At 40.7% G+C, this 23,958-nt stretch carries 23 protein-coding genes; 15 read left to right on the forward strand and 8 right to left on the reverse strand.

The window, feature by feature from the left end; genetic code table 11:
* Nucleotides 1-202 precede the first annotated feature (202 nt).
* Nucleotides 203-1,210: an IS1595 family transposase gene (locus IEO70_RS01810; protein WP_190996653.1), complete on the forward strand. Its 1,008-nt coding sequence runs from the start codon at nucleotides 203-205 to the stop codon at nucleotides 1,208-1,210.
* A gap of 50 nt (nucleotides 1,211-1,260) precedes the next feature.
* Here the strand turns inward: IEO70_RS01810 and IEO70_RS01815 are convergent, their stop codons facing one another.
* Entirely contained in the window at nucleotides 1,261-1,512 is a 252-nt protein-coding gene (locus tag IEO70_RS01815; RefSeq protein ID WP_190996654.1) for a hypothetical protein, read from the reverse strand.
* A 269-nt stretch (nucleotides 1,513-1,781) separates the two neighbouring features.
* The gene (locus IEO70_RS01820) at nucleotides 1,782-1,982 is read right to left on the reverse strand and encodes a cold-shock protein (RefSeq protein WP_049671990.1); all 201 of its coding nucleotides are present in this window, start codon (nucleotides 1,980-1,982) and stop codon (nucleotides 1,782-1,784) included.
* Between the two features lie 320 nt (nucleotides 1,983-2,302).
* Between IEO70_RS01820 and IEO70_RS01825 the strand changes: the two genes are divergently transcribed.
* Nucleotides 2,303-3,139, forward strand: coding sequence for a protein-glutamine gamma-glutamyltransferase (locus IEO70_RS01825; protein ID WP_190996655.1), 837 nt, complete (start codon nucleotides 2,303-2,305; stop codon nucleotides 3,137-3,139).
* Between the two features lie 733 nt (nucleotides 3,140-3,872).
* Here the strand turns inward: IEO70_RS01825 and IEO70_RS01830 are convergent.
* Together IEO70_RS01830 and IEO70_RS01835 are read right to left on the reverse strand one after the other, a co-directional pair.
* The gene (locus IEO70_RS01830) at nucleotides 3,873-4,073 is read right to left on the reverse strand and encodes a cold-shock protein (RefSeq protein ID WP_190996656.1); all 201 of its coding nucleotides are present in this window, start codon (nucleotides 4,071-4,073) and stop codon (nucleotides 3,873-3,875) included.
* 250 nt (nucleotides 4,074-4,323) lie between these two features.
* Nucleotides 4,324-5,733, reverse strand: coding sequence for a SpoVR family protein (locus IEO70_RS01835; RefSeq protein ID WP_190996657.1), 1,410 nt, complete (start codon nucleotides 5,731-5,733; stop codon nucleotides 4,324-4,326).
* Nucleotides 5,734-5,932: 199 nt separating this feature from the next.
* Between IEO70_RS01835 and IEO70_RS01840 the strand changes: the two genes are divergently transcribed.
* From IEO70_RS01840 to rsgA, 3 genes are all read left to right on the forward strand, one after another.
* Entirely contained in the window at nucleotides 5,933-6,544 is a 612-nt protein-coding gene (locus tag IEO70_RS01840) for an ArsR/SmtB family transcription factor (protein WP_190996658.1), read from the forward strand.
* Nucleotides 6,534-6,680, forward strand: a complete 147-nt coding sequence (locus tag IEO70_RS01845; RefSeq protein WP_190996659.1) for a YrzI family small protein — start codon at nucleotides 6,534-6,536, stop codon at nucleotides 6,678-6,680. Before IEO70_RS01840 ends, IEO70_RS01845 begins: the two co-directional genes overlap by 11 nt.
* 219 nt (nucleotides 6,681-6,899) lie before the next feature.
* Nucleotides 6,900-7,973, forward strand: coding sequence for a ribosome small subunit-dependent GTPase A (gene rsgA / locus IEO70_RS01850; RefSeq protein WP_190996660.1), 1,074 nt, complete (start codon nucleotides 6,900-6,902; stop codon nucleotides 7,971-7,973).
* A 432-nt stretch (nucleotides 7,974-8,405) separates the two neighbouring features.
* On the opposite strand, the gene IEO70_RS01855 is transcribed toward rsgA, so the two are convergent.
* On the reverse strand, nucleotides 8,406-9,269 hold the full coding sequence (locus IEO70_RS01855) for an NAD-dependent epimerase/dehydratase family protein (protein ID WP_190996661.1): 864 nt from the start codon (nucleotides 9,267-9,269) through the stop codon (nucleotides 8,406-8,408).
* 123 nt (nucleotides 9,270-9,392) lie between these two features.
* On the opposite strand from IEO70_RS01855, the gene IEO70_RS01860 reads away from it, so the two are divergent.
* The gene (locus IEO70_RS01860; RefSeq protein ID WP_190996662.1) at nucleotides 9,393-10,676 is read left to right on the forward strand and encodes a glycoside hydrolase family 18 protein; all 1,284 of its coding nucleotides are present in this window, start codon (nucleotides 9,393-9,395) and stop codon (nucleotides 10,674-10,676) included.
* On the opposite strand, the gene IEO70_RS01865 is transcribed toward IEO70_RS01860, so the two are convergent.
* Nucleotides 10,657-11,637 carry a M14 family zinc carboxypeptidase gene (locus IEO70_RS01865; protein WP_190996663.1) on the reverse strand — a complete coding sequence of 327 codons (981 nt, stop codon included), beginning with the start codon at nucleotides 11,635-11,637 and terminating at the stop codon, nucleotides 10,657-10,659. The genes IEO70_RS01860 and IEO70_RS01865 overlap by 20 nt on opposite strands.
* Nucleotides 11,638-11,762: 125 nt before the next feature.
* Here IEO70_RS01865 and IEO70_RS01870 point away from each other — a divergent pair, with 125 nt between their 5' ends.
* The 3 genes from IEO70_RS01870 to IEO70_RS01880 all read left to right on the forward strand — a co-directional run bounded on the left by IEO70_RS01870 (nucleotide 11,763) and on the right by IEO70_RS01880 (nucleotide 13,126).
* Nucleotides 11,763-12,011, forward strand: coding sequence for a YhdB family protein (locus tag IEO70_RS01870; RefSeq protein ID WP_190996664.1), 249 nt, complete (start codon nucleotides 11,763-11,765; stop codon nucleotides 12,009-12,011).
* A 216-nt stretch (nucleotides 12,012-12,227) separates the two neighbouring features.
* Nucleotides 12,228-12,653, forward strand: coding sequence for a disulfide oxidoreductase (locus tag IEO70_RS01875; protein WP_190996665.1), 426 nt, complete (start codon nucleotides 12,228-12,230; stop codon nucleotides 12,651-12,653).
* 2 nt (nucleotides 12,654-12,655) lie between these two features.
* Complete coding sequence (locus IEO70_RS01880) at nucleotides 12,656-13,126, forward strand: thioredoxin family protein (protein WP_190996666.1); 471 nt, start codon at nucleotides 12,656-12,658, stop codon at nucleotides 13,124-13,126.
* A gap of 1,205 nt (nucleotides 13,127-14,331) precedes the next feature.
* Here the strand turns inward: IEO70_RS01880 and IEO70_RS01885 are convergent.
* Nucleotides 14,332-14,742: a DUF5365 family protein gene (locus IEO70_RS01885; protein ID WP_190996667.1), complete on the reverse strand. Its 411-nt coding sequence runs from the start codon at nucleotides 14,740-14,742 to the stop codon at nucleotides 14,332-14,334.
* A 161-nt stretch (nucleotides 14,743-14,903) separates the two neighbouring features.
* Between IEO70_RS01885 and IEO70_RS01890 the strand changes: the two genes are divergently transcribed.
* The 6 genes from IEO70_RS01890 (at nucleotide 14,904) to IEO70_RS01915 (ending at nucleotide 23,285) form a co-directional block, all read left to right on the forward strand.
* The gene (locus IEO70_RS01890; RefSeq protein WP_190996741.1) at nucleotides 14,904-15,803 is read left to right on the forward strand and encodes an RluA family pseudouridine synthase; all 900 of its coding nucleotides are present in this window, start codon (nucleotides 14,904-14,906) and stop codon (nucleotides 15,801-15,803) included.
* Nucleotides 15,804-16,580: 777 nt separating this feature from the next.
* Nucleotides 16,581-17,204 (forward strand): DUF47 domain-containing protein, encoded by a 624-nt coding sequence (locus IEO70_RS01895; RefSeq protein ID WP_190996668.1) that lies wholly within the window; start codon nucleotides 16,581-16,583, stop codon nucleotides 17,202-17,204.
* 13 nt (nucleotides 17,205-17,217) lie between these two features.
* Nucleotides 17,218-18,222 carry an inorganic phosphate transporter gene (locus tag IEO70_RS01900; RefSeq protein ID WP_190996669.1) on the forward strand — a complete coding sequence of 335 codons (1,005 nt, stop codon included), beginning with the start codon at nucleotides 17,218-17,220 and terminating at the stop codon, nucleotides 18,220-18,222.
* A gap of 68 nt (nucleotides 18,223-18,290) precedes the next feature.
* A complete protein-coding gene (locus IEO70_RS01905) occupies nucleotides 18,291-19,526 on the forward strand; it encodes a PucR family transcriptional regulator (RefSeq protein WP_190996670.1) in 1,236 nt (411 codons plus the stop codon).
* A 136-nt stretch (nucleotides 19,527-19,662) separates the two neighbouring features.
* Nucleotides 19,663-20,808 (forward strand): alanine dehydrogenase, encoded by a 1,146-nt coding sequence (gene ald / locus IEO70_RS01910; RefSeq protein WP_190996671.1) that lies wholly within the window; start codon nucleotides 19,663-19,665, stop codon nucleotides 20,806-20,808.
* A 1,109-nt stretch (nucleotides 20,809-21,917) separates the two neighbouring features.
* On the forward strand, nucleotides 21,918-23,285 hold the full coding sequence (locus IEO70_RS01915) for a peptide MFS transporter (protein WP_190996672.1): 1,368 nt from the start codon (nucleotides 21,918-21,920) through the stop codon (nucleotides 23,283-23,285).
* A gap of 187 nt (nucleotides 23,286-23,472) precedes the next feature.
* Here the strand turns inward: IEO70_RS01915 and IEO70_RS01920 are convergent, their stop codons facing one another.
* Nucleotides 23,473-23,769, reverse strand: coding sequence for a hypothetical protein (locus tag IEO70_RS01920; protein ID WP_190996673.1), 297 nt, complete (start codon nucleotides 23,767-23,769; stop codon nucleotides 23,473-23,475).
* Nucleotides 23,770-23,958 lie beyond the last annotated feature (189 nt).

Consider the following 23,958-nt stretch of genomic DNA (forward strand, 5'->3'; position numbering starts at 1 on the left):
AGTCCTCCTTTGGTTATTTAAGGGTCCCGTGCACTGGACACCTCGTATCATACCAAGGAGGCTTTTTTTGTTCAAACTTCATTTTGCTTCAATACAGGAATGCTTTCTTATCTTTTCAGAAGGCTGTTTTCGTATTAATTGTGGCTTTCTTGACCAGACTATAAAAAGGTTGATATAATGCGGTTCAAGGAGGCGAACAAACGTGTGGGAAGATGTGTATGAAGGGTTCAGCGAATTAACCAAATCGGAGCAAATGGTATTATTTAATGCGATTAAACAAGATTTATTTCCAGAAGAACCAGATAAAATAACAGCGTTACTCAAAAGAATTCGTGAATCTCGATTCGCCTCTGGTTTGGGTTGTGTTCATTGTGGAAGTATGTCTATTAAACGTAATGGTAAGTACCGTTCAAGACAACGTTATTTATGCAAGGATTGTGGTAAGTCGTTCAACGATATGACTAATACACCATTCTCAGGCTCTCGCTATCCTGAAAAGTGGTTAAAATACATTGAATTAATGGTCGAGGGTTACACCTTACCAAAAATAGCTAAACGTCTTAATATTCATATCTCTACTGCTTTTTACTGGCGACATAAGATTTTATATGCATTAGGTAGTCTGGGTTTTAATCAATTACAAGGAATTGTGGAATCAGATGAAACTTTCTTTCGTGAATCACTTAAAGGACGTAAATTCACTCACCGAAAAGCAAAAAAACGAGGAGAAAAAGATAAAAAGCGAGGTATTTCAAATCTTAAAATTGCGGTGGTATTTGCTCAGGACCGTAACGGAAATTTGATTGCTCGTAAAGCAGGAACGGGACGGGTAAAAGCGGAGGAAATTGATGCTGTGATAGGGGAATATATCAATCTTTCAGCTTTATTGTGTACTGATACTGCTACCAATTACAAAAAGTTTGCTAAAAATAAGGGATTACAACACGAGACCATTAACGAGCGACAAAAGGAACGTGTAAAAAAGGGAATATTCCACATACAACACGTCAATAACGCCCACAACCGTTTTAAAAAGTGGTTAAGTCGTTTTCAAGGTGTTGCGACTCATTATTTTGATAATTACCTCTACTGGTTTCGATGGTTGGATTTAAGCAAAAATGTAGCATTTGAAAAACGTGTTGAGCAAATGCTTATTTCGGCTTGCCAAAAATCCAATCCTATGACGGTAGATGGGTTAAGAAGTGGATAAAAAACACCTCAAACGTAACTTTGAGATGTTTAAGTCCTTTAATGGAATACTTATTTGTCACTACTTCTTATTGGAGAATCGCCCTTTTCCCAAGTTGTAGGTCCTTCATCACTTGGTATGAATTTAGTCCAATATTCGCCTGATTGCTTGTCAAAAATAATGATATTATTTTCATTAGCAGGAACCAAGTCATACCTGTATTCACTGCTAACACCCACTTTATCTGTTACTTCTCTGGATATGACCATTAGAAAAAGACCTAAAATAGTGAAACCTATAATAATACCTAAACTATTTTTCATTTTAAACCTCCCATTTTCGGAATATATAATCATTATATAGTGTTTCTTCCAAATTAATCAAATTCATTCAAAAACAACAAAGTTTACGAAAACAGCCTTTCAGAAAAACCGTCACCGGTCCTTTTTCATTTTTGTTTTGCTAGCCGGCTCGTATAAAAAGGAGCATCAGCTAAAGGCGCCACGTCCGTATGTCTTCGCCGATGGACCTACATCCTGTAGGCAAAAAAAAATAGACCCTGCATAAGCAGGATCTATTTCATAGCTTCAAATTAAGCTTTTTGAACGTTAGTAGCTTGAGGACCGCGTTGTCCTTGTTCTACGTCAAAAGTTACACTTTGACCTTCGTCTAAAGATTTGAAACCTTCGCCTTGGATTGCTGAGAAATGTACGAATACGTCTTCTCCGCCTTCGCGCTCGATGAATCCAAAACCTTTTTCTGCGTTAAACCATTTTACTTTACCTTGTTCCATAATTGTTGCCTCCTAGTGCTATGCACATGTGTTACTATCCTTGCTCAAATACCTTAGACGAAAATCAAAATCGTTTCTGAAACCGAACAAAAATAATTCCTCTTAAGAGTAACAGAAAAATGAACAGATAGCAAATAATACGCAAGTCCGAATAATGATGTTTTTTAACCATCTCGTCATTAAAACTATCCTTTTCTAGGTATAAGTAAAAAAAGCGATTCCAACAGCTTTGGATTCCGCTCTTTTTTATCTTACATATACTTTTACTTTAAACTACATATACATCCATTAAGATACTAAAATAAGAGATGGGGAGTTATATGATTCAAATATCAAGTATGCCTTTCCAACAAAAAGACCCGGGATTTGCAGGAAGTATCGAAAACAGCATCATAAAAAGTATGCAAGCTTCTCCTTATTTGTATTTATACGAAACCGCTAATGAACTTCAATTTGAAATCGATTTACGAAAAAATATTATCAAGAGCGGACACGCAATGATCCAAAGCGAGGCTACCTTCGAAGAGTTTAAATACTCGACAGCTAACCCTCAATATTGGTATGTGACTAAACAAGGAGGATTTCAATTAAAGCCGACCGTTCAGCCAGCTGAAGCAATACGAGATATTTTTAAGAACAGTTATTTGTATGCGTTTGAATGTGCAACAGCCATCATTATCATTTATTATGACGCTGTTCTGAATTTGATTGGTGAGAGTTTGTTTAATCAATTTTTTCAAAACCTCTATTTATACAGTTGGCATGCCGATCCCGACCTCGGCATTCAAACCATTAAAACTGACTATTTTTTACCTGGCGATGTCGTCTATTTTAATAATCCGGACTTTGACCGCAAGTTACCTTGGTGGCGCGGTGAAAATGCGATTCTTTTAGAAAATGGTTCATTTTTAGGTCATGGAACCGGAATCAACACTGCTGAGCAAATGATTCAATTTCTTAATGAAGTGAGGAAACCGAATAGCAATCAATCCGCTTATTTAATGGGTATTGCCGTTAGACCTTCTTTTCAATATTTATCGCAATTGTCTATGCTACAACGCACCTATACATCATCTAAAATCCCATATGTTGTCATCCATCATAACAGAACCTCTATCTCCTACATGCATTATTTATCTTATTATTTTTCTATCTAAAGCTATTGGCAGTCTTTTGTTATTTATGATCACCTGCCGTTCAAGTATTTATTTAATCACAGTTTAATTAAAATAAAATAAACAAAAAGGAGGTTGTCCATTGAGCAATCTCCTTTTTTAATAACAGTACATGAGTTCATCAACAGTTATAGGCCATTTCAAATCTTTCTCCATTAGTCATATATGTACCTCCACCCTATTTAGAATATATGTTGCATTCTTACTCTATTGTAGAAAATTGCGCATATTCAGGCTATACCCTTAGATAAATCCATTTATGCGTTCTCTATTATATAAAGGCTCTGTTAAACGATATTGTTGATTTCCGCTGCGGTCGGACATTTTCCGCGGGGCATAGCGCCAAGCCTCCTCATCGCTTTGCTCTTGCGGTTTCTCGGCCTGCCTGCTTCATCCCGCAGGAGTCGCCGCCCTCCGCTCCAATCAACGTAATCTGTCAAAGTCAACATTGAACAATAACAGAGCCTATATAAAAAAAGAGATGAATATTGAGCAGTTCATCTCCTTTTTATTGATAATATTATGGCAAGTGTTTAATATTAGGGATTATACAAGCACTGTGCTATACTGAGTCTACCATTTGCATTACTTGTTTCTGATACGATTTGTTGCACAAGCCCTATTCATTTATTGAATAGGGCTTTTTGGATCGACTGATTAATTAAAAGAACATAAAAATAGCCCCTACAAATGTAGGGGCCATCATTAGCTTTTATTAAGCTTTGCGAACATTTGTAGCTTGTGGGCCACGTTGTCCTTGTTCTACGTCAAAAGTTACACTTTGACCTTCGTCTAAAGATTTGAAGCCTTCGCTTTGGATTGCTGAGAAATGTACGAATACGTCTTCTCCAGCTTCACGCTCGATGAATCCAAAACCTTTGTCTGCATTAAACCATTTCACTTTACCTTGTTCCATAATTGTTGCCTCCTAGTGTGGATTTCCACACAATGTGTTACTATCCTTGCTCAAATACCTTAGACGAAAATCAAAATCGCTTCTCAATCTGAAAACGAACAAAAATAATTCTTCTTAAGAATAACAGATAAATTTAAAAATAGCAAATAATACAACTATACTCCTAATGATAGGATGTAAGTCCATGTACATATAATGCTCCAAATTGTTCTAAAACATTGAAGTCAGTGGTCTCCCACTGACTCCATCCTCACAAATACTTCTTATAAATCCCCTTACTATCATACGTATACAAAATCGGCTTCTCCTCAATCTTCGTCTCCAAGTGAACACCTCTGCCCCAGAGCTGATAAATGTACGGCAGCACCTTCTCCAAATACTTCACATCAAGCTCGATTCCCTCGTACCAATGCTTCAAATACAGCTCACCGTTGCGCATATAATCACCTTCATTGACAGTGATATACGGGAATCCACCGTTGACGCGCATGCTGACAAGCTGATCGCGCACATGCTCCCAGTCTTTATCGATGATTTTATAATCCTTGCCCTGCTTTTGGAATAAATACATATCCTCACGCATGACGAGGTCCTTCGTCAAATAGTTGCGTAAGAAAGAGATATCCGATTCGATTTCACGTACTTCAAACATTTGCTGGCGGCCCGAACCAGGCTCGACACCGCGGTGCTTCATCTCTTCTGTCGGATTGTTAAAGCGTTCTTCAATATCCTCGAAAATTTTCAAACCTAAGTAATACGGATTGATGCTTGTGCGAGAAGGCTGCACGACACCAGCATTCAGTTTCGCAAATTCAATAGACTCGCCAGGCGTTAAATCCATTTCGCGCAAGATTCGTTGATGCCAGTAGGATGCCCAGCCTTCGTTCATGATTTTCGTCTCGAGCTGCGGCCAGAAATAAAGCATTTCCTCGCGCATCATCGTCAAAATATCGCGCTGCCAATCCTCTAGTTCCCGGCTATATTGCTCAATGAACAGCAACAGGTCCTTTTGAGGCTTTGCAGGAAATTTTTTATGCTTTTTAGCTCTCGTTTCCGATTTTTTTTCCTTCTTTTCCAAGTTCCATAAGTCATCATATGGAGAGGGAGCCGGTTTCACAATCTCTACTTCTTCCTCCTCCAAATCTAATGTTGAAATCGGACGATGAAGTGCAGGATCGATATGCTCTTCAATTGCCAGCACCGCATCCAAAAATTCCTCCACCTCTTTTTTTCCATGTTCAATTTCATATTGGCGAATGCGGTCGGCCGTTGCTGCCATACTTTCTACCATATCCCGCTTCGTATTTTGGAAACGAATATTATTTTTGAAAAAGTCGCAATGCGCCAAAACGTGCGCCACAATCAGTTTGTTTTGAATTAATGAATTAGAATCCAACAGAAATGCATAGCAAGGATTGGAGTTAATCACAAGCTCATAAATTTTGCTCAATCCGAAGTCGTAATGAAGCTTCATCTTATGAAATTGCTTCCCAAAGCTCCAGTGTGAAAACCGTGTCGGCATACCATATGCGCCGAATGTATAAATGATTTCGCTCGGGCAAATTTCATACCTCATCGGATAAAAGTCCAGCCCAAATCCTTTCGCAATCTCAGTAATCTCATCAATCGCCTTTTCCAGTTGCTGTTCTTCCAGCCTCATAATAACCCTCCCTTATTACACTCCTTAACTCATAGTATGAAAAGGACGCCAGAAAATGACGTATTTGCCGAGGACAAAATATATGCTTTTAAAACTAATAAAAAAATAATACGATAACCCATTTACAATTTTTGGTAATTGTTTTATTATCAGGTTAGTTAAAAAAATCACTCGTTTCAAAAAAGGAGCTCGTGTGAAAATGTTCGAACAAAAGAATATAAAAATCATTACTAACCACAATCAACTGAAAGTACTCGGCGATCCTTTTAAAAATCAAGTTTTGACTCTGTTATTAGAGCAAGCATACACAGGTCAACAGCTTGCCAAGATGCTGGAAGTTGCCCGCTCCAAAGTACATTATGCACTGACAGAATTGGAGAACAATGGATTAATTCATGTTGTGCAGAAGGAAGAGAAAAACGGGATTGTCCAAAAGTTTTACAGAGCCGTTGCCAGAAGCTTCATTCCCGATGAGCAGTTGCTTCCGCAAGCAAATGATTTCGAAGAATTTTATCGTAGTTTCTATTTGAATATATGGTCTCGTGCCAAAGTTCGAGCACTGACAGCGCCAGATGAAGCTTTTCAAAAAAATAAAGCGAAAATTGCCATGCAGTTCGAGGTTAAGATGGAAGAAGAAAAATTTAAAGCGTGGCTAGACAAATATAAAACACTGGTAAACGAACTATTCGAATCGGAGGAAGAAGATGAGGACGGCAATTACTATTACCTCTCCACAATTGGCTTTCAAATTGATGATCCGCTATTTGAAGATGACAAAACATTTAAAGGTTGTGAACAAAATGACAATTAATTTATTATTTTTTATCGTATCGATTAAAAAAATACCGAAAACGAAAGAAGCTGCTATTAATGAAGAACAGAACAGAAAGTTGTATGAAGCATATAAAGCGAAAGCATGTGAATATCGCAACCATCACCTTCTGTAATGCCTCTTTCCTATTACTTCGTTCAAATCCCGCAGCTTTCATGCCAAATTATCCCTAAAATAATGTATACTATACTTGTGCTACTGCAAAGAAACTTGAAAGGAGATGATGCATTATGATTTATACACTAATTAAAAGCAGAAGAATCGAATCTTTCGAGGAGGTATTTGCAGACTAATAGCCTCTGCCACTCCTCCTCATACTTAATTAGGAGGAAACATGAATAACTTAGAGAAAATCGGTTTTACAGAATCATTAAAACAAGAGGCTCTTCAATATGAGCATTTATTCGCCGCGAGAATTTCTTCGCAGCATAAAGATTTATATAAAGTGATAAGTGAACATGGGGAATTGCAGGCAAAGGTATCCGGTAAAATGAGCTTCCATACTCTTGATACTGCAGATTATCCGGCTGTCGGCGATTGGGTCATGATTGACCGCAACTCGGGTGAACATGGTACAGCCATCATTCATCATCTGCTGACACGCAAAAGCAAGTTCGAACGAAAAGCGGCCGGAACTGCAAACAACCGACAAATTGTCGCTGCTAATATAGATACCGTCTTTATATGCATGGCGTTGAATAACGATTTTAATTTGCGCCGTTTGGAGCGCTATCTTGCAATTGCTTGGGATAGTTCAGCAATACCTGTCGTTGTCCTGACTAAAGCTGATTTATGTGAAGATCTTGAAAGACGGCTAGCTGAGGTCTCGGCAGTTGCCTTCGGGGTCGATGTCATTCCTGTGTCTCTGCTCACCGATGAAGGTATAACGGAGATTAAATCCCTGATTGGAGAAGGAAAAACAGCGGCTTGCATCGGTTCATCCGGTGTAGGTAAATCCACACTCATCAACCGAATCATCAGTCAGGAGTTATTGCAAACAAGCGGCATTCGCTCGGATGGCAAAGGTCGGCACACTACTACTCATAGACAGTTGCTTGAAATACCTGAGGGCGGCGTCATAATCGACACTCCGGGCATGCGCGAGCTGCAAATCGAGAGTGCTGACTTATCGAGTTCTTTTACCGACATTGAAGAATACGCCGAGAACTGCCGCTTTAGCGACTGTAAACATGAAAGCGAACCCCGCTGTGCAGTAAAAGAAGCGATCGCCAATGGGCAACTGGCACCGGAACGACTGCAAAGCTACCGAAAATTGCAACGAGAACTAGCTTACCAGGATCTGAAAGCAGAGCAGCGCGAAAAAGAAAAAATCAATAATATGTTCGGAAGCATGAGTGCTTTGAAGCAAATCTCCAGAGAGAACAAGCGGAAGAACGTAAGGAGATAAATAATGAAGCTGTCGGCCAACCGGTTGACAGCTTTATTTTTTTAAACTGGCATTTCGTTCACCATAAGATACAAACATTGAAGAGAAACCAATAAATTTTACAAAAAGCCAGCCAATTTGAGAGATTAAGCAAAGAAGCAGCTCCATTATAGGCAATTCTAAGAAGTTTTATTAAAAAAATAGCTCCCTCGCAAGAAGAATAGCGCGCTGGGTCTAAGGATTGCGGCGTCACTAAGTAAGATCGCGCGGTGAGAGAATTTATTGCGTCGTCACGAGCAAAGATCGCGCGGTGAGAGAATTTATTGCGTCATCGCGAGCAAAGATCGCGCGGTGAGAAAATTATAGCGCCTTCGCGGCGGACATAGGGTGCTCGACCCTTGAATAGCGCGCTGGCAGAAAAAAGCTGCCGGCCAGAAAGCCGACAGCTCCCCGCTATTTCAATTCTTCAACATACCCATCCAGCAATTCATAAATATAGTCCTTTAAATTCTCAAACGTAAAGCCAAGCTCTGTCGCCTTATGATTGGATACAATATAATCTACAATCCAATTGTAAGGCGCTGCCTCCCCTAATTCACTCTCCATTACCTTTTTGCCGCTAATTTCTTCTATATAATGTATAATCTCGACCATTGAGATTGTACCATTGCTGCACGCATTAATTGGTCCGCTATATTCATTAAAGGAGCACCATTCCAAAAACCTCGCTGCTTCTAGATCCAAAACGAAGCAAAGCTCTCCATAAACCAAGTTGACCGGGTGCTGATTAACAATTCGCTCGCAATAAAAATGCAGGCGCTTCGTGTAATCATCTTTTCCGAGAACTACTGGGAAGCGAACAGCCACTACCGGAAAATCTGCCTTTTGAAAAAATACAGCCTCCGCCAATCGCTTTCCTTCTCCATAGGAAAAATCGTGGCGACTTCCTTCTCTCAGCGGATACTCATAAGGATTAAAGCCCGTTTCTTCCAGCTTTTCTGCCTGGTCATAAACAGCCATCGTCGACGTAAACACGTATTTTCCTACCTTGCCTGACAATACCTCAATTGCAATTTTGGCATCATCCGGACTGTAGCAAATATTATCAATAACAACATCAAATTCTTGGTCGCCAATCGCTTGTTGTAAACTCGCTTTATTTTCACGATCTACAATTATTCTTTTTACAGACGTACCATAATCATCTTTAGTTTGCCCACGTGTCGCAATCGTCACTTCATGTTCATTTTCCAACAAACGATGCACCAATGCTTTCCCGAAAAAACGTGTCCCGCCGAAAACTAAAATTTTCATCATTATTCTCCCCTTGAAAGAACTAAATATTCAATTAATTATACTCGTAAAAATGATTAGTACAACTCAAACTTTATGTACATGAAACATACAATAGGGAAGAAAATCAGCAATGGAGGAAAACAAATGCAAATTCATGTAGTAACACCGGGACAAAGTGTTTATGGCATTGCCCAAGCATACAATACATCGCCTGACCAAATTATATCCGCCAATGAATTAAGAGCACCAAATCAGCTAGTTGTAGGTCAGGCACTTGTTATCCCGATAACCGGAAGCTATTATTTTGTTCAACCCGGCGATACTTTAACAACAATAAGCCAAAAAGTCGGTATACCTGTCAGTGAGCTAGCGGGTATCAATAAAATCTCTGTTGATGCTCCGCTGAACGTCGGAACAAGATTGTACATTCCGCCTAGAACTAACACGGATGCAACATTTGTCGGTTATATAGTACCCAGAGGCAGCACTGTATCAACCTCTCTAGAAAACAGTGCCAGGCAGGCCGTTCCCTACTTATCTTATTTGGCTCCTTTCAGCTTTGAAATTCAACGGGACGGGGCACTAAAGGAACCACCGCTAGGGAATCTCCCGACAATTGGTTCACAGCAAAGTACCACTCCGATGATGGTCATAACCAATTTAGAAAACGATGCTTTCAGCACAGAACTCGCACAAATTGTACTCAATGATATGGGCGTTCAATCCACTTTGATTGATAACATTGTCGTCCTCGCCAGAAAGTATGGATTCACTAATGTTCATTTCGACATGGAGCGTTTGCGGCCTGAGGATAGTAATGCGTTTGTTAATTTCTTAAGTAGAGTGCATGATACGCTTGCGGGACAAGGAATTTCAACCTCTGTAGCATTGGCTCCAAAGACGAGCGAGCAACAAGTAACACCTTGGACTGCCGGGCATAACTATGAGGCGGTTGGAGCTGTTGTTGATTTTGTTGTCATTATGACGTATGAATGGGGCTACAGTGGCGGGCCAGCCCAAGCGGTATCGCCAATCGGACCTGTTCGCGACGTGCTGACTTATGCCACAAGTGTTATTCCGCCAAATAAAGTTATCATGGGTCAAAATTTATACGGCTACGATTGGACGCTGCCATTCCGTCCGGGTTCAATAGCTCGTGCCATCAGCCCTCAGCAAGCAATTGACATCGCGAGAGAAAATAATGCGGTCATTCAATATGATACAAGAGCTCAAGCACCGTTCTTCCGATATAGAGATGCTTCCGGTCGAGCTCATGAAGTTTGGTTCGAAGATGCCCGTTCCATTCAGGCGAAGTTCAATTTGTTAAAAGAACTGAACTTGCGGGGAATGGCTTTTTGGAAGCTCGGCATGTCTTTCCCGCAAGTTTGGCAGCTTATTCAGGAAAACTTTAATGTAAATAAGGTTTAGTTCGCACGAGTTGTTTAATCAACATGAGCGGAACTACTTTATTTCCATCCCAATCAGATTGCAGACATGACAGGGGCGGATTGGTTTCTTCGACGCTTTCGCACATTTCGATCGTAAATCCTGGTTTGTGATATGTCGAAATAAACCAGTCCGTGTATCCCCCGCCTACCGCTTCTTTTTCCGGAAAAGAGAGTGCATAGCCCGTTTTTTTGGCAATTTTGGCTGCAAGATCAAAATCTCTTTCCACTGTCTCTCGGCTGTTTTTATAATACCAATACACTTCTTGTCCTGATGTATGGTAGGCAATGGCTATTTCCGGTTTGATTTTCTCAGTAAATTCAATAAGCTGGCGCACTTCAATAGCTTCCGCCGGTTTTTGACCGCGGTATTGCTTAAAGGATGGCCAAGCCGGAATCTTCTTTAATTCTTCCCAGCCGACCGGATATTGACGGTTCAAATCAACTCCTAATCCATTTGCCTTCCATCGGCTGAAATCGCTGCGAAAACGGTTCATGCCCAACAGCTTCAATTTCTCATTGAGGTTATGTGCGGCTTGCAACCCATATTGCTGAATGACGACACCATCCGGATTCAGCATCGGAATGACGACAATCGATACTTCGTCAAGAAGGGAGGAAGGATAACGGCCAATCTGTATTTCTGATTCATATGCTTGTATATATTCATGAACAAGACGCATAAGGAATTGACTCGTGATCCATTCTCTTGCATGGTGAGTTCCGACAAGAAGCATCTGTTGTTTGCCTGTTCCAATTTGAATATACGGAATCGTTCTCCCTTGCTCACTCTTTCCAATTGAACCGACTTTCAAATGCACGTTTTCTTCAATTTCATTTACCTCTTTGAGCATCTGTTCATATGTATACGGTTTTTCTTTTATTATTTCCAGTTCAGCGCCCGTCATGAGCTGAAGCAGCAAAAAAGGTATAAGCATCTTCATAACAACACTCCAAACGCAGTGGTAATATATACTCGCCTAAAATCAAGCTTGTCCAAGTTTTGCAAGGTAAATGAATCAGCAAACCTGCACAAAATACAAGTAACTCCTAATCAAGGAGGCAAGAGATGAACAAAAATGATTATGATCGAGCGCTTTATTACTCGCATCGATCCGAGTGGGATAATTTATTGATTCTGATGGTGCGGACTGAAGATCAATTTTTATCCAAGAAAATAGAACATTTTTTACATGCTTATCACTTTGAACACGATTACACTGTCATCCAGCGCAATCTCTACACATTGCTTCGCTACATCGAGCATGCAACATCCATGATGGTTGAGCAAGACGTAGCTTGCGGAGTATACCATTAGTTTCACGTACCTTTTTAAAAATATACTTACTTTCTTTGGTGTCGTTCAAATTGTTGTCACTTTTGTTAAAAACTTGAAACAAGACGAATTTAACAGCAAACAGAGCTAAAATGGCTAGCTCTGTTTGCTGTTTACTTTTTAATGAAAAGTTTTTGCAATAGACAGTCTTTGTTTTCCTATACTATAATTTGGTTAGTATGAAAGCGGGGATTCATTATGAGAGAAAAAACAAAAGAAAACATCTTGTTTATCGCCTGGGCGACTTCAATTATCGCAACATTCGGAAGTTTGTACTTTTCAGAAATAAGGGAACTAATACCTTGTACCCTCTGCTGGTATCAACGTATCGTCATGTATCCTTTCACAATCATCTTAGGCATTGCCGTCGTGAAAAAAGACTTTCAAATCAGCTTATACTCAATGATTCTATCCGGCATCGGCATCTTGATTTCTGCTTATCATTACAGCCTACAAAAATTAACATTCCTGCAGGATTCAGCTCCAAGCTGCGGATCAGTCCCTTGCACCGGTGAATACATCAACTGGCTCGGCTTCATCACGATACCATTCCTGGCGCTTACTGCGTTTATCATCATTTTCATTTGCAGCTTAATCATATGGAAGAACACAAAGGGGAATTAATTATGAAAAAAATCGTGATATTTTTAGTCATAATTGCGGTACTTTTCGTTGGTATCGCGTATATGACAAGCATTCAAAACACAGAAAAAGCAGAGGATAATCCGTTCGGCAAAGATCGATTGCACGCAGAAACAATCGCGCAGCTCGATGATGAGAATTATCAAAACATCATTTTACCTAAGGAACTTGAAGAAACACTGGACAACGAAGAAGATGCAATTGTGTATTTTTACAGTCCGCTCTGCTCATACTGTAAGCAAGCGACACCACACTTAATGGAAGCATCAAAAAACTTGGACCTTTACGTCGGTCAATATAATTTGATTGAGTTTCCAGAAGGAACAAAAGAATTCGAAATTGAAAGCACACCTACTTTAATCGTCTTTGAAAACGGAAAAGAAAAAGAACGCTTAGTTGGTGCTGCCGATACAGCAACATACGAGAAGTTTTTTGAGACTACTGTAACTGAATAAACAAAAGCGCAGGGCGCCCTCTAAAAAGCACTGTATGAACTGAGGCTCTCAGGATGAGAGTCACAAAGACGAAGACATGCGGACGTGGCGGTTTTAGTCTTTGTTTCACCCTCCCGAAGTTAAAGGAAACACGAAGAACGACAGTGATTCGATGTTCCACATTTCAGCGTTGACTTAACGAAGGGAGGTTTCCAAAGGGCAATAGATGCTGGGCTCTGAAGCTGGACATCGATAAACTAATTTTAACTTATACACAATGTGAAACTTTATAATTTCATAAAGCATAATAGAGACAAGCGGTGTGGCGATGATTCGTGCACCGCTTTTGTTTTGCTAAGATAGCGGCACTATGCCCTATTTGCAGTCCTGCCCCGATAATGTCACTCTCTAATCGCGGTGCTGCCGCTCTATCAATAGCTCAGGAGCTCTATCATAACTAGCCCGCGCTCTATAATTTCGTTTCCCGCTCTATCTTTGCCGGCTCGCGCTCTATAATTTCATTTCGCGCTCTGTCTTCGCCATCTCGCGCTCTATAATTTCATTTCACGCTCTATCTTCGCCATCTCGCGCTCTATTCTGGCTTTAGACTCGCTGAAATTGAGAAAATCATATTGAATATGGATTAGCTCCCCTGCTTATGCCCTCAAATCGGCTGGCTTTTCGTTAAATTACTTTGCTCTTCTTCCAGATTTTCTTTCTTTTTGTTGAACAAAAGGCCACTTTTATACTCGCTAGCTATGGCAGGAAGTACTGATTTCCTCCAAAGAACAGCACACCTGCCGGCGACAGCGCTATTGTCCGGTCGACAGCGCTATTCCATGCTCGAAAGCCCTATCCCTCGTTGCGAAGACGCTATAATTTCTTTCACCGCGCTATCTTCCTCCACGACGACGCTATCCTTAGATTCAGGGCGCTATCCCCTCTGCGATGGCGCTATTTCTTCTTGAAGATGGCTTTTATCTCGTAGGATTAAGGCCACTTTCCTGAAAAAATCCCTCAAATCGGCTGGCTTTTCATTAAATTGCTTTGCTCTTCTTCCTGATTTGCTTACTTTTTGTTAACAAAAGGCCACCTTTGCTTGCTAGTCATGGCAAGAAGTACTATTTCCCGCCACAGAACAATACCCTGCCTGCGACAGCACTATCCTTCATTCCCTACCGAGCACACTTCAAAAAGAAAAACGCCGAAAAATCGGCGTTTTATTTTTACATATAGTATTGTGCGGATAGTTGAGTTTTGTCGTTATTTCGTTGTGGCTGTGATCCTGTATTTTTAAAATACTGAAAGTTAAATGGGAAAAACAAGCCAAAATAATTTAAAAGGTCGACATTAAAGTTGAATTTATCAATGTATTTTAAGTACTCTTCAGCATCAAATTTATCTTCATTCTCAATAATTAAAGTCACTGTTTGTAAAGCTGACATTACCTGAAATGCTTCTTTCAGCGTTCCATTGTACAGCTTTCTAGCACTGTCAAATTGCAGCAGCCCCATGCCGTCATACATCGCTAGCTCTTCTTCTGCTGCATATAGCGGCAGTATTGAATTTCGCAAATAGGATAGCAGTTGCTCAATTGTCTCATCTTGCTCTTTCGTAGAGCCATATACGATTTTCAATAATCCCCCCACCTTAACCGTCTTAATAAAAAATCTCCCTTACCCCACAATATCATAACACATTATTCGCACAATTCGATAAACAATCTTCTGTTACTTTCTCCCTTAATGAAAATATGGTACATTTAGCAATTAGATGGATATGCAGAGGAATGATAATGATGATAAAAACAAATCGAAAAGGCTCCTATCTGGAAATCGTTATTCCGGAAAAATGGGCAGGCCTTACAATAGAAGAGATACTGAAAAACATTTACAAAGCCCCGAAAAAACTTGTGCACGAGTGGCGTATGTCCAAGGACGTCTTATTGAACGGTACAGCAGCAAAATGGACAGAACCGCTTAAAAAAGGCTTCCAGCTTTATCTGCCTGTTTACAAGCATGAAGTACAATTGACGGAAGCAGCTTTCATTGAAATTGACGTTTTATATGAAGACGACGACTTGCTCGTTGTCAATAAACCTGCTGGGCTCGAGACACACCCTTCAGAGCCGGGACAAACACAATCCTTGCTAAATGCTGTCGCCTATCATTTACTGACAGAAGGTGAGAACTGCGAGCTTCGCCATATTCACCGTCTGGATCAAGACACGACCGGTGCAATTGTTTTTTCAAAAAATGCATTTACAGGTGCGATATTACAGCGCATGCTTGATGAGCGTCGCATTAAGCGCACCTACAAAGCGCTCGTTCACGGAAAACTTTCACAAAGAAAAGGAACGATTTCCGCAAATATCGGACGTGACCGCCACCATGCAACGAGACGACGCGTTTCGCCGACCGGTCAAAAAGCTATTACCCATTATGAAACATTGCACTATGATCGCAAGAACGATCTAACGCTTGTTCAATGCACACTGGACACGGGCCGCACGCATCAAATTCGCGTCCATTTAAGCCACATCGGTCACCCGCTAGCCGGCGATACACTTTATGGCGGCAAACCGATTTTCCCGCGCCAAGCGTTGCATGCCTATAAAATTCAATTTAAGCATCCTATAACAGAAGAAAACATAGAAATTGAAGCGCCATTTATCGACAATCCACCAATATTCCAATAGAAAAACTGTCAACAGTTCTGTTGGTAGAGCACATGCTCAAGAATTCGGAGCCAGCTACAGTAGGTTAGATTAGCTATCCCATTTCAAAAAATAAGAAATAACAAAGGACCTAATCCAAAAGATTGGGTCCTTTTTTGTCGTTTTGTAAGATAAGTATATATTTTCACACTTAGATGAATGTCTATCCTTATACCTGCCATGCTCGGAGGCCTACAGGATGTAGGTCCATCGGTGAAGACATGCGGACGTGGTGCTTTTAGCCGATGTTCCTTCTTAAACTTTGTCTAGCTGCAGCGACCAGCCAGTTTTCATCTTGGAGAATCTTCCTAGAGTATCTTGTCAACTTCATGACTGATAAGTGATGAAGTTGACAGCTCTATGGTCTAAGCCAAATCCCTCCAAAATTTTACATTTCCCTACGTGATTCGTCTTATGCAGGTCGGAGGCTCTCAGGACGAGAGTCACAGCGACGAAGATATGCGGACGTAGCGTCCTTAGTCGCTGTTCCTTACTTGCCGGCCGCTTCCACTTTTCGGTTCCCGCATATCTCCTTTTTCATTGAAGTGAACCTAAGTGGCATATTCATATGAAAAAGGACCGGTAACGGTTTTTCTTGTAAATTTTGTATTACAGAGTTAATTTCGCAAACCTCGAAATATTAAGTTTTTGTAAATTTAGATTGTTTTGCTTTATCTAACAGTAATTTAACAGTAAAATGATGAAGGTTGGTTTCAAAAATCGACAAAATTTTAGTTCTTGGGACATGGGGGAAAAATAATGGTTTTCAACGCAAAAAAGAAGGATAAGTTTTTTGTCCTTTTAAGTGACATCTCAATTAACCTTAAAGAGGGCGCTGATTATTTTGCAAACAGTAAAATAAACAATATTAGCGACCTTAAAGTCTATACAGAAAAAATGAAAGATTACGAACATAAAGCAGATTCATATGTTCACGAAGTAATTAAAGAACTAAACAAAGTTTTCATCACACCGATTGAGCGTGAAGATATTCTCCTGCTTGCTATGACAATGGATGACGTAATGGATGGCCTTGAGCATTGCGCTGCCCTTTTCGAAATGTATTCCATCGTTGAAACAGATGAGTATATCACGAAATTCGTAGAAAACATCCGTAACAGCACATATGAAATCGGCAAAGCAATAGAATTGCTTTCTAATAAGAAGTTATTGGAAATTCGACAACATGCTATTAAAATAAAAGATTATGAATCAATTTGTGACGGCATTCAGCGTCAAAGCATCAAAAACTTATTTGCGGTCGAAAAAGATCCGATCCGCATTATTCAATATAAAGAAATCTATGAGTCTCTTGAAGATGTGGCGGACAACTGCCAAACAGTTGCCAATACACTTGAAACAATCATTATGAAGAACGCTTAAGGAGACTGACTGAATGGATTCTTTATTACTCATTACCATATTGATTGTTGTAATGGCTTTAGCTTTTGACTTCATTAACGGCTTTCATGATACAGCCAACTCAATTGCTACATCTGTTTCAACAAAGGCTTTAAAACCTAGACATGCAATCATTTTGGCAGCAACCATGAACTTCGTTGGAGCCATGGCTTTCACAGGAGTTGCCAAAACGATTACAAAAGATATTGTCGATCCATTTACATTAGCGGACGGCAAAGGCTCGCTCGTTATTTTATCGGCATTGATTGCCGGTATTGCTTGGAACTTAATTACATGGTACTACGGTATTCCGAGTTCTTCATCGCATGCAATCATCGGAAGCATCGCCGGCGCGGCAATGGCAGCAGCTGGTTTTGCAGCTTTAAATGCAAGCGGTTTTGTAAAAATCATACAAGCATTAATCCTATCTCCAATTCTTGCATTTGGAGCAGGATTTCTTATATACAGCATTTTTAAAGTGGTCTTTAAAAATAACAACTTGCCAAAAACAAATAAACGTTTCCGTTACTTCCAAGTTGCGACTGCAGCACTACAATCATTTACACACGGAACTAACGATGCCCAAAAAGCGATGGGGATCATTACAATGGCGTTAATCGCCAACGGATTCCAAGAAACAACTGACATCGCCTTCTGGGTACAATTCTGTTGTGCTCTTGCTATGGGTCTTGGTACGTCTGTCGGAGGCTGGAAAATTATCAAAACGGTCGGAGGCAAAATCATGAAAATCCGTCCTGTAAACGGTGTAGCAGCTGACTTGACTGGCGCGAGCGTTATTTTCGGTGCGACTGCAATTGGTCTTCCGGTTAGTACAACACACGTGATATCATCTTCTATCCTTGGTGTCGGTGCTTCTCACCGCGTCAAAGGCGTTAAATGGGGTACAGCTCAGCGCATGTTGATTACTTGGGTAATCACATTGCCGATTTCAGCTTCACTAGCTGCAATCATCTATTACATTTTAGATTTATTTTTTTAAGATTAAGAGGACTTCTGTTTCGGAAGTCCTCTTTCTGTATTAAAATGGAAAGAAAAGGAGCTTTTCGTATGGAGAATATGCATCAGATTTTTGCAGGTTTGCATGGTGACTTAACGGAATTTGTCGACCGCATCAGCTCAGTGCTTGGTTGTCCGGTGACACTAGAAGATGCGCATCATCAGCTACTTGCATACAGCATTCACGATGATTTAAGCGATCCTGTGCGAATTTCTACTATTGTGACACGCAGAGTTCCTGAGAAAATCATCAACAGTCTTTGGAAGGAAGGTTTTATGCCCGCTCTTCTTCAAGGAAATGAACCCGTCATTGTTCCTTCCTTAAATGATGTAGAATTCGGCACAAGAGCTGCCGTCTCCATAAAAAAGAACGAAGAAGTACTCGGCTTTATTTGGGCACTGCAGACGCGGGATACATTCACAGAGGAGCATTTAGCTTTTTTAAAGCTCGCTGCCAGAGAGGGGAAAAACCAGCTGTTACAGGCCCATCTCAAGAAAAAACGCTATTTGGAAAACCATCAGGAGTTTCTGTGGCAACTGCTGACCGGGCACTTTCAATCAGAATCAAAAATTGCGCAATCCTGTCTGAACCTTTCGCTCGTGTTGCCTACACCGTACGCAGTCGTCGTCTTTCATTTTCCAGATGACATTACACAAGCAACAGAAAAATCAATTTCGTATATGCTGAGCACAACACAAAAAATTAAAGCTGCTCTCTATACACTTGACCGAAAGAGACTGATTATTCTAATAGGCGCTGCAGTTCCAGATAACTTTTCAAAAGCGCTGACCGAATTTATTCAAGCATTTATTTTACAAATGAAAACACGTTTCGAAATCGACAGCATCCAAGGGGCATGCGGCCATATTTACGAAACATACATAAAAGCACGCAGCAGCTATGACGAAGCACTGTATACCCTCTCGCTACAGCAGGCGTTTCCGGATAGCAAGCATCATCTCATTAATTATGGTACACTCGGACTTTATCAATATATGAAGACACTGTCCAACCATCCAATTAACAACTCTGCATGGCAATCACTGATCAATTATGATCAGAAAAACCAAACACAACTTGCCGCAACCTTGGAAGCTTACTTGAAGCATGACGGCAATTTATACGATGTTGCCGAGCATCTGCACGTTCATGTCAATACAATTCACTATCGAGTGAAACGCATTAGTGAAATTGCACAAGTTAATTTGAAAGATCCGCTTATAAAAACAGCACTTCTTCTCGAACTTCTAATTCAGCAATATAAAGCATTTTCTTCAGTAGATTAGTAAAGCTCCTATTAGCCATTTGTAGAAAAATACAAATGGCTATTTACTATTTTTAGAAAAGTCACAAACATTTCACATCCATTAAAACTTATACTTCTATTATAGAGACTAAATACTTTATGGAGGTTATGTAAACATGCGAATTGGAGTTCCTAAAGAAATTAAAAACAACGAAAATCGTGTAGCCCTCACTCCTGCTGGTGTAGTTGCTTTTAAAAATGCCGGACATGATGTATTGGTCGAAAAAGGTGCTGGAGAAGGAAGCGGTTTTACAAATGAAGCTTATTTAGCGGCCGGTGCTACGATAATAGAAGAAGCCTCTCTTGTTTGGGGGCAAGCGGATCTGATTATGAAGGTAAAAGAACCTTTAGCGAGCGAATATACTTATTTCCGACCTGGATTGATCTTATTCACTTACCTCCATCTGGCAGCCGAACCAGCACTGACAAAGGCTTTGAAAGATTCCGGTGTTCTGGCTATCGCCTATGAGACTGTTTCAGCTGGACGAACGCTTCCGTTATTGACACCGATGAGTGAAGTAGCCGGCAGGATGGCTGTCCAAATCGGTGCGCAATTCCTTGAGAAATCAGAAGGCGGCAAAGGTATACTGCTTGGCGGCGTTCCAGGTGTGAAACGCGGTAAAGTAACAATCATTGGTGCCGGTGTCGTTGGAACGAACGCTGCTAAAATTGCAATCGGTCTCGGAGCAGACGTCACAATCATCGACCTGAGCCCGGACCGTCTTCGCCAAATAGATGACATATTCGGATATTCAGTCACAACACTTATATCTAATCCTTATAATATCGCTAATGCTGTCGCGGAATCCGACTTGGTAATTGGAGCCGTGCTTATTCCTGGGGCAAAAGCGCCTAAACTTGTAACTGAGGATATGGTGCGCGCCATGTCACCAGGCTCTGTAATCGTCGATGTTGCCATTGACCAAGGCGGCATTTTTGAAACAGTTGACCATATTACGACACACGACAACCCAACCTATGTCAAACATGGCGTCGTTCACTATGCTGTCGCCAATATGCCGGGAGCGGTACCACAAACTTCGACCATCGCTCTTACAAATGTGACGGTGCCATACGCCCTGCAAATTGCCAATCTCGGAGCAATTCCAGCGATTCTGAGAAACCCTGATTTGGCTAATGGCGTTAATGTAGCATACGGACAAATCACTTTCGAAGCAGTTGCCAATGACCTTGGCTTTGATTACATGCCGCTTGAGGAAGTACTGCGTTTTAACGGAAATGCGCAACCTAGTTCAAATTAATATAAACTCAAGAGCACCGGTTTTAAGTTGGCCGGTGTTCTTTTATTTCTGAAGAAAATATAAAACTTAGACTTGAATAGCTGTCTAACCTTACACCTGCCATGCTCAGTCCTAAGCCATCCACTCTGTGAAACCAAAATCGGGTTTCACGGCGCGGCTGTCTTTGTCCTCCCGCATGGCTCCTTTTTCATTGAGGCAATTCTAAGTAGCTTATACTTAATGAAAAAGGACCGGTGACGGTTTTTCTCGTTGTCTAACCTTACACCTGCCATGCTCGGTCCTAAGCCATCCACTCTGTGAAACCAAAATCGGCTTTCACGAGTGGGGCTCTCACGATGAGAGTCACAGCGACGAAGATATGCGGACGTAGCGCTCTTAGTCGCTGTTCCTTTTCAGTCATTGTCTAGCTGCAGCGGCCAGCCCCTCGAGGTCATAAGCCAAATCACTTCAGAAATTTTACAATTTCCTACGTGATTCGACTTATGCAGGTCGGAGGCTCTCAGGACGAGAGTCACAGCGACGTTGCTACAGGACGTAGCGTCCTTAGTCGCTGTTCCTTACTTGCGGGCCGCTTCCGCATTTCGGTTCCCGCATGGCTCCTTTTTCATTGAGGCAATTCTAAGTAGCATATTCCTAATGAAAAAGGACCGGTGACGGTTTTTCTTTTTTCCACTCTAGAAAAACAATATTCCGCCTGAGGAGGAATAAACTTTATGGTAATAATTCATTTTTTTACCATAATATTATCTTTTTTTCATACTTAAATTTTCTGTTTCATTTACAATTAATCTCCTAAATATACCAATTTATCTGTTTTTATATCCGCTGACTTTTGTGAAGAAACTATGAAAATACCCTTTTCCATCAACCTTTTTGAATGAAAACATGAATAAACGGGAATTATTTTACTATGATATTTTTTCCTTTACAAAACGTTCGAATTGTGGAATTATTATATTTGCTGTCTTAAAAAACGTAATTGTCACAATATTCTATAGTATTTATATTCAATTGACCGAATATAAAAATTACCTTACAATTGGTTTCAGTTAGTTTTTATTTCAGTATAACTTTAACGCAGTAAAATATTCAGGAGGCAATATACTATCATGAGTGCAACTACAAATAGTAAAAAGCACCCACCAGGGCTGTATTTACTGTTCTTCACTGAAATGTGGGAACGCTTTAGCTACTACGGAATGAGAGGTATTCTTGTTCTTTATTTAACAAGTGAATTGATTAGCGGCGGACTTGGTATGAGCGCAACTGCTGCTATGAGCATATACGGATTTTATACAGGTGCCGTTTATATCACACCATTGATCGGCGGTTGGTTATCTGATATGTACATTGGAAAACGTCTGGCGATTACAATCGGTGGTATTTCAATGGCATTCGGTAACTTCTTCATTTTCTTACAACAAGAAAAATGGGCGTTATTCTTAGGTATGGCTCTATTAATCATCGGTAACGGTTTCTTCAAGCCAAACATTTCTTCACTAGTTGGGGATTTATATGATGAAAAAGATCCAAAACGTGACGCAGCGTTCACGATTTTCTACATGGGGATCAACATCGGTGCATTCTTTGCTCCATTAATTATCGCTTTAATCACTGATAAAATCATGGGCGGCATGACACCTGAAGGTATGGTTTACGGATACAAATGGGGCTTCCTTGCTTCATCAATCGGTATGATCATTGGACAAGTTCTATTTAATGCTTTAGGAAACAAATTCTTAGGCGACCTTGGTAAAAAACCAACTGGCCGCGCAGTAACTGAAAAAGGCGAAGCTGCCAACAGACCATTAACAAAAGTAGAAAAAGAACGTACAGCTGTAGTTCTAATTCTTGCATGTTTCGTTGTTTTCTTCTGGGCTGGTTTCGAACAAGCAGGAAGCTCTTTAACACTTTATACACGCGATTTCGTAGACCGCACAATCTTCGGCTTCGAAATTCCAACTGCTTGGTTCCAATCTGTTAACCCATTATTCATCGTCCTATTAGCACCAGTTGTTTCAGCACTTTGGGTGAAACTTGGACGCTCTAAACGCGGTGACTTAAGCTCACCAACAAAAATGGGTATCGGTATGATTTTACTTGGTTCAGGTTTCTTAATCTTGTTGATTGCGATTCTTCGCACTGGTAATGATGCAGATGCAGTCGTTAACAAAGCACACATCATTTTCATCGTACTAACGTACCTGTTCCACACACTTGGTGAACTATTCCTATCTCCGGTTGGTTTATCAACAGTAACACGTCTTGCTCCATTAAAACTGGCATCTCTATTAATGGGGGTTTGGTTAGCAAGCTCCGGTGTTGCCAACATCTTAGCAGGTCAATTAGCATCTGTTACTCAATCTTTAGGTTACTTCGAAGTATTCGCAGTAATCGGCGGTATGGCAATTGTTCTAGGTCTAACCCTGCTTGCATTCTCGAAAAAATTAACACGTATGATGCACTTGGAAGAATAGGGCATTTAAATGGGCACCCGACTTTGGTTGGGTGCTTTTTTGTTGGCATTGGCATGCCGCAACGCAAATTTAGTGCTCTGCTCTCGGGCTGTGTGATGAGCGATCTCAATTGTTGTCCTATACTCTCAAGCTTTCAGCGAGTATTCTCAACTTTAATCCTCCACTCTCAAGCACCCCGCTAGCGATCTCAAATTGGGATTGTCAACCTCAACTCTAGCTCTCCGCTCTTAGGTTTTCCGCGAACGATCTCAAATTTGCTGTGACCGCTCTCAAATCTTCCGCGACGACTCTTAAATTTGTCACGACCGCTCTCAAATCTTCCGTGACGACTCTCAAATTTGTCATGACCGCTCTCAAATCTTCCGCGACGACTCTCAAATTTGTCATGACCGCTCTCAAATCTTCCGCGACGACTCTTAAATTTGTCACGACCGCTCTCAAATCTTCCGCGACGACTCTCAAGTTGTAGCAGCCCCTTATCCATTCAGAATAAAACCTCGAATAATCAATACAAAATCCTATTTTCGAATGAAAGTAAAGACAAAATGTAGGGATTCGAGCTGGAACTAGGGATTTTTGTTGAACAAACGGCCGCTTTTGATGAGATTTTCGCTCTTGTAAGGGAATGAATGGGTTTGAGTAACCGACTTTTCGTTCTTCTCTATAAAAAATG

Origin of the sequence: Peribacillus faecalis (assembly GCF_014712675.1) — a bacterium.
In the GTDB taxonomy this organism is placed as follows: domain Bacteria; phylum Bacillota; class Bacilli; order Bacillales; family DSM-1321; genus Bacillus_AD; species Bacillus_AD faecalis.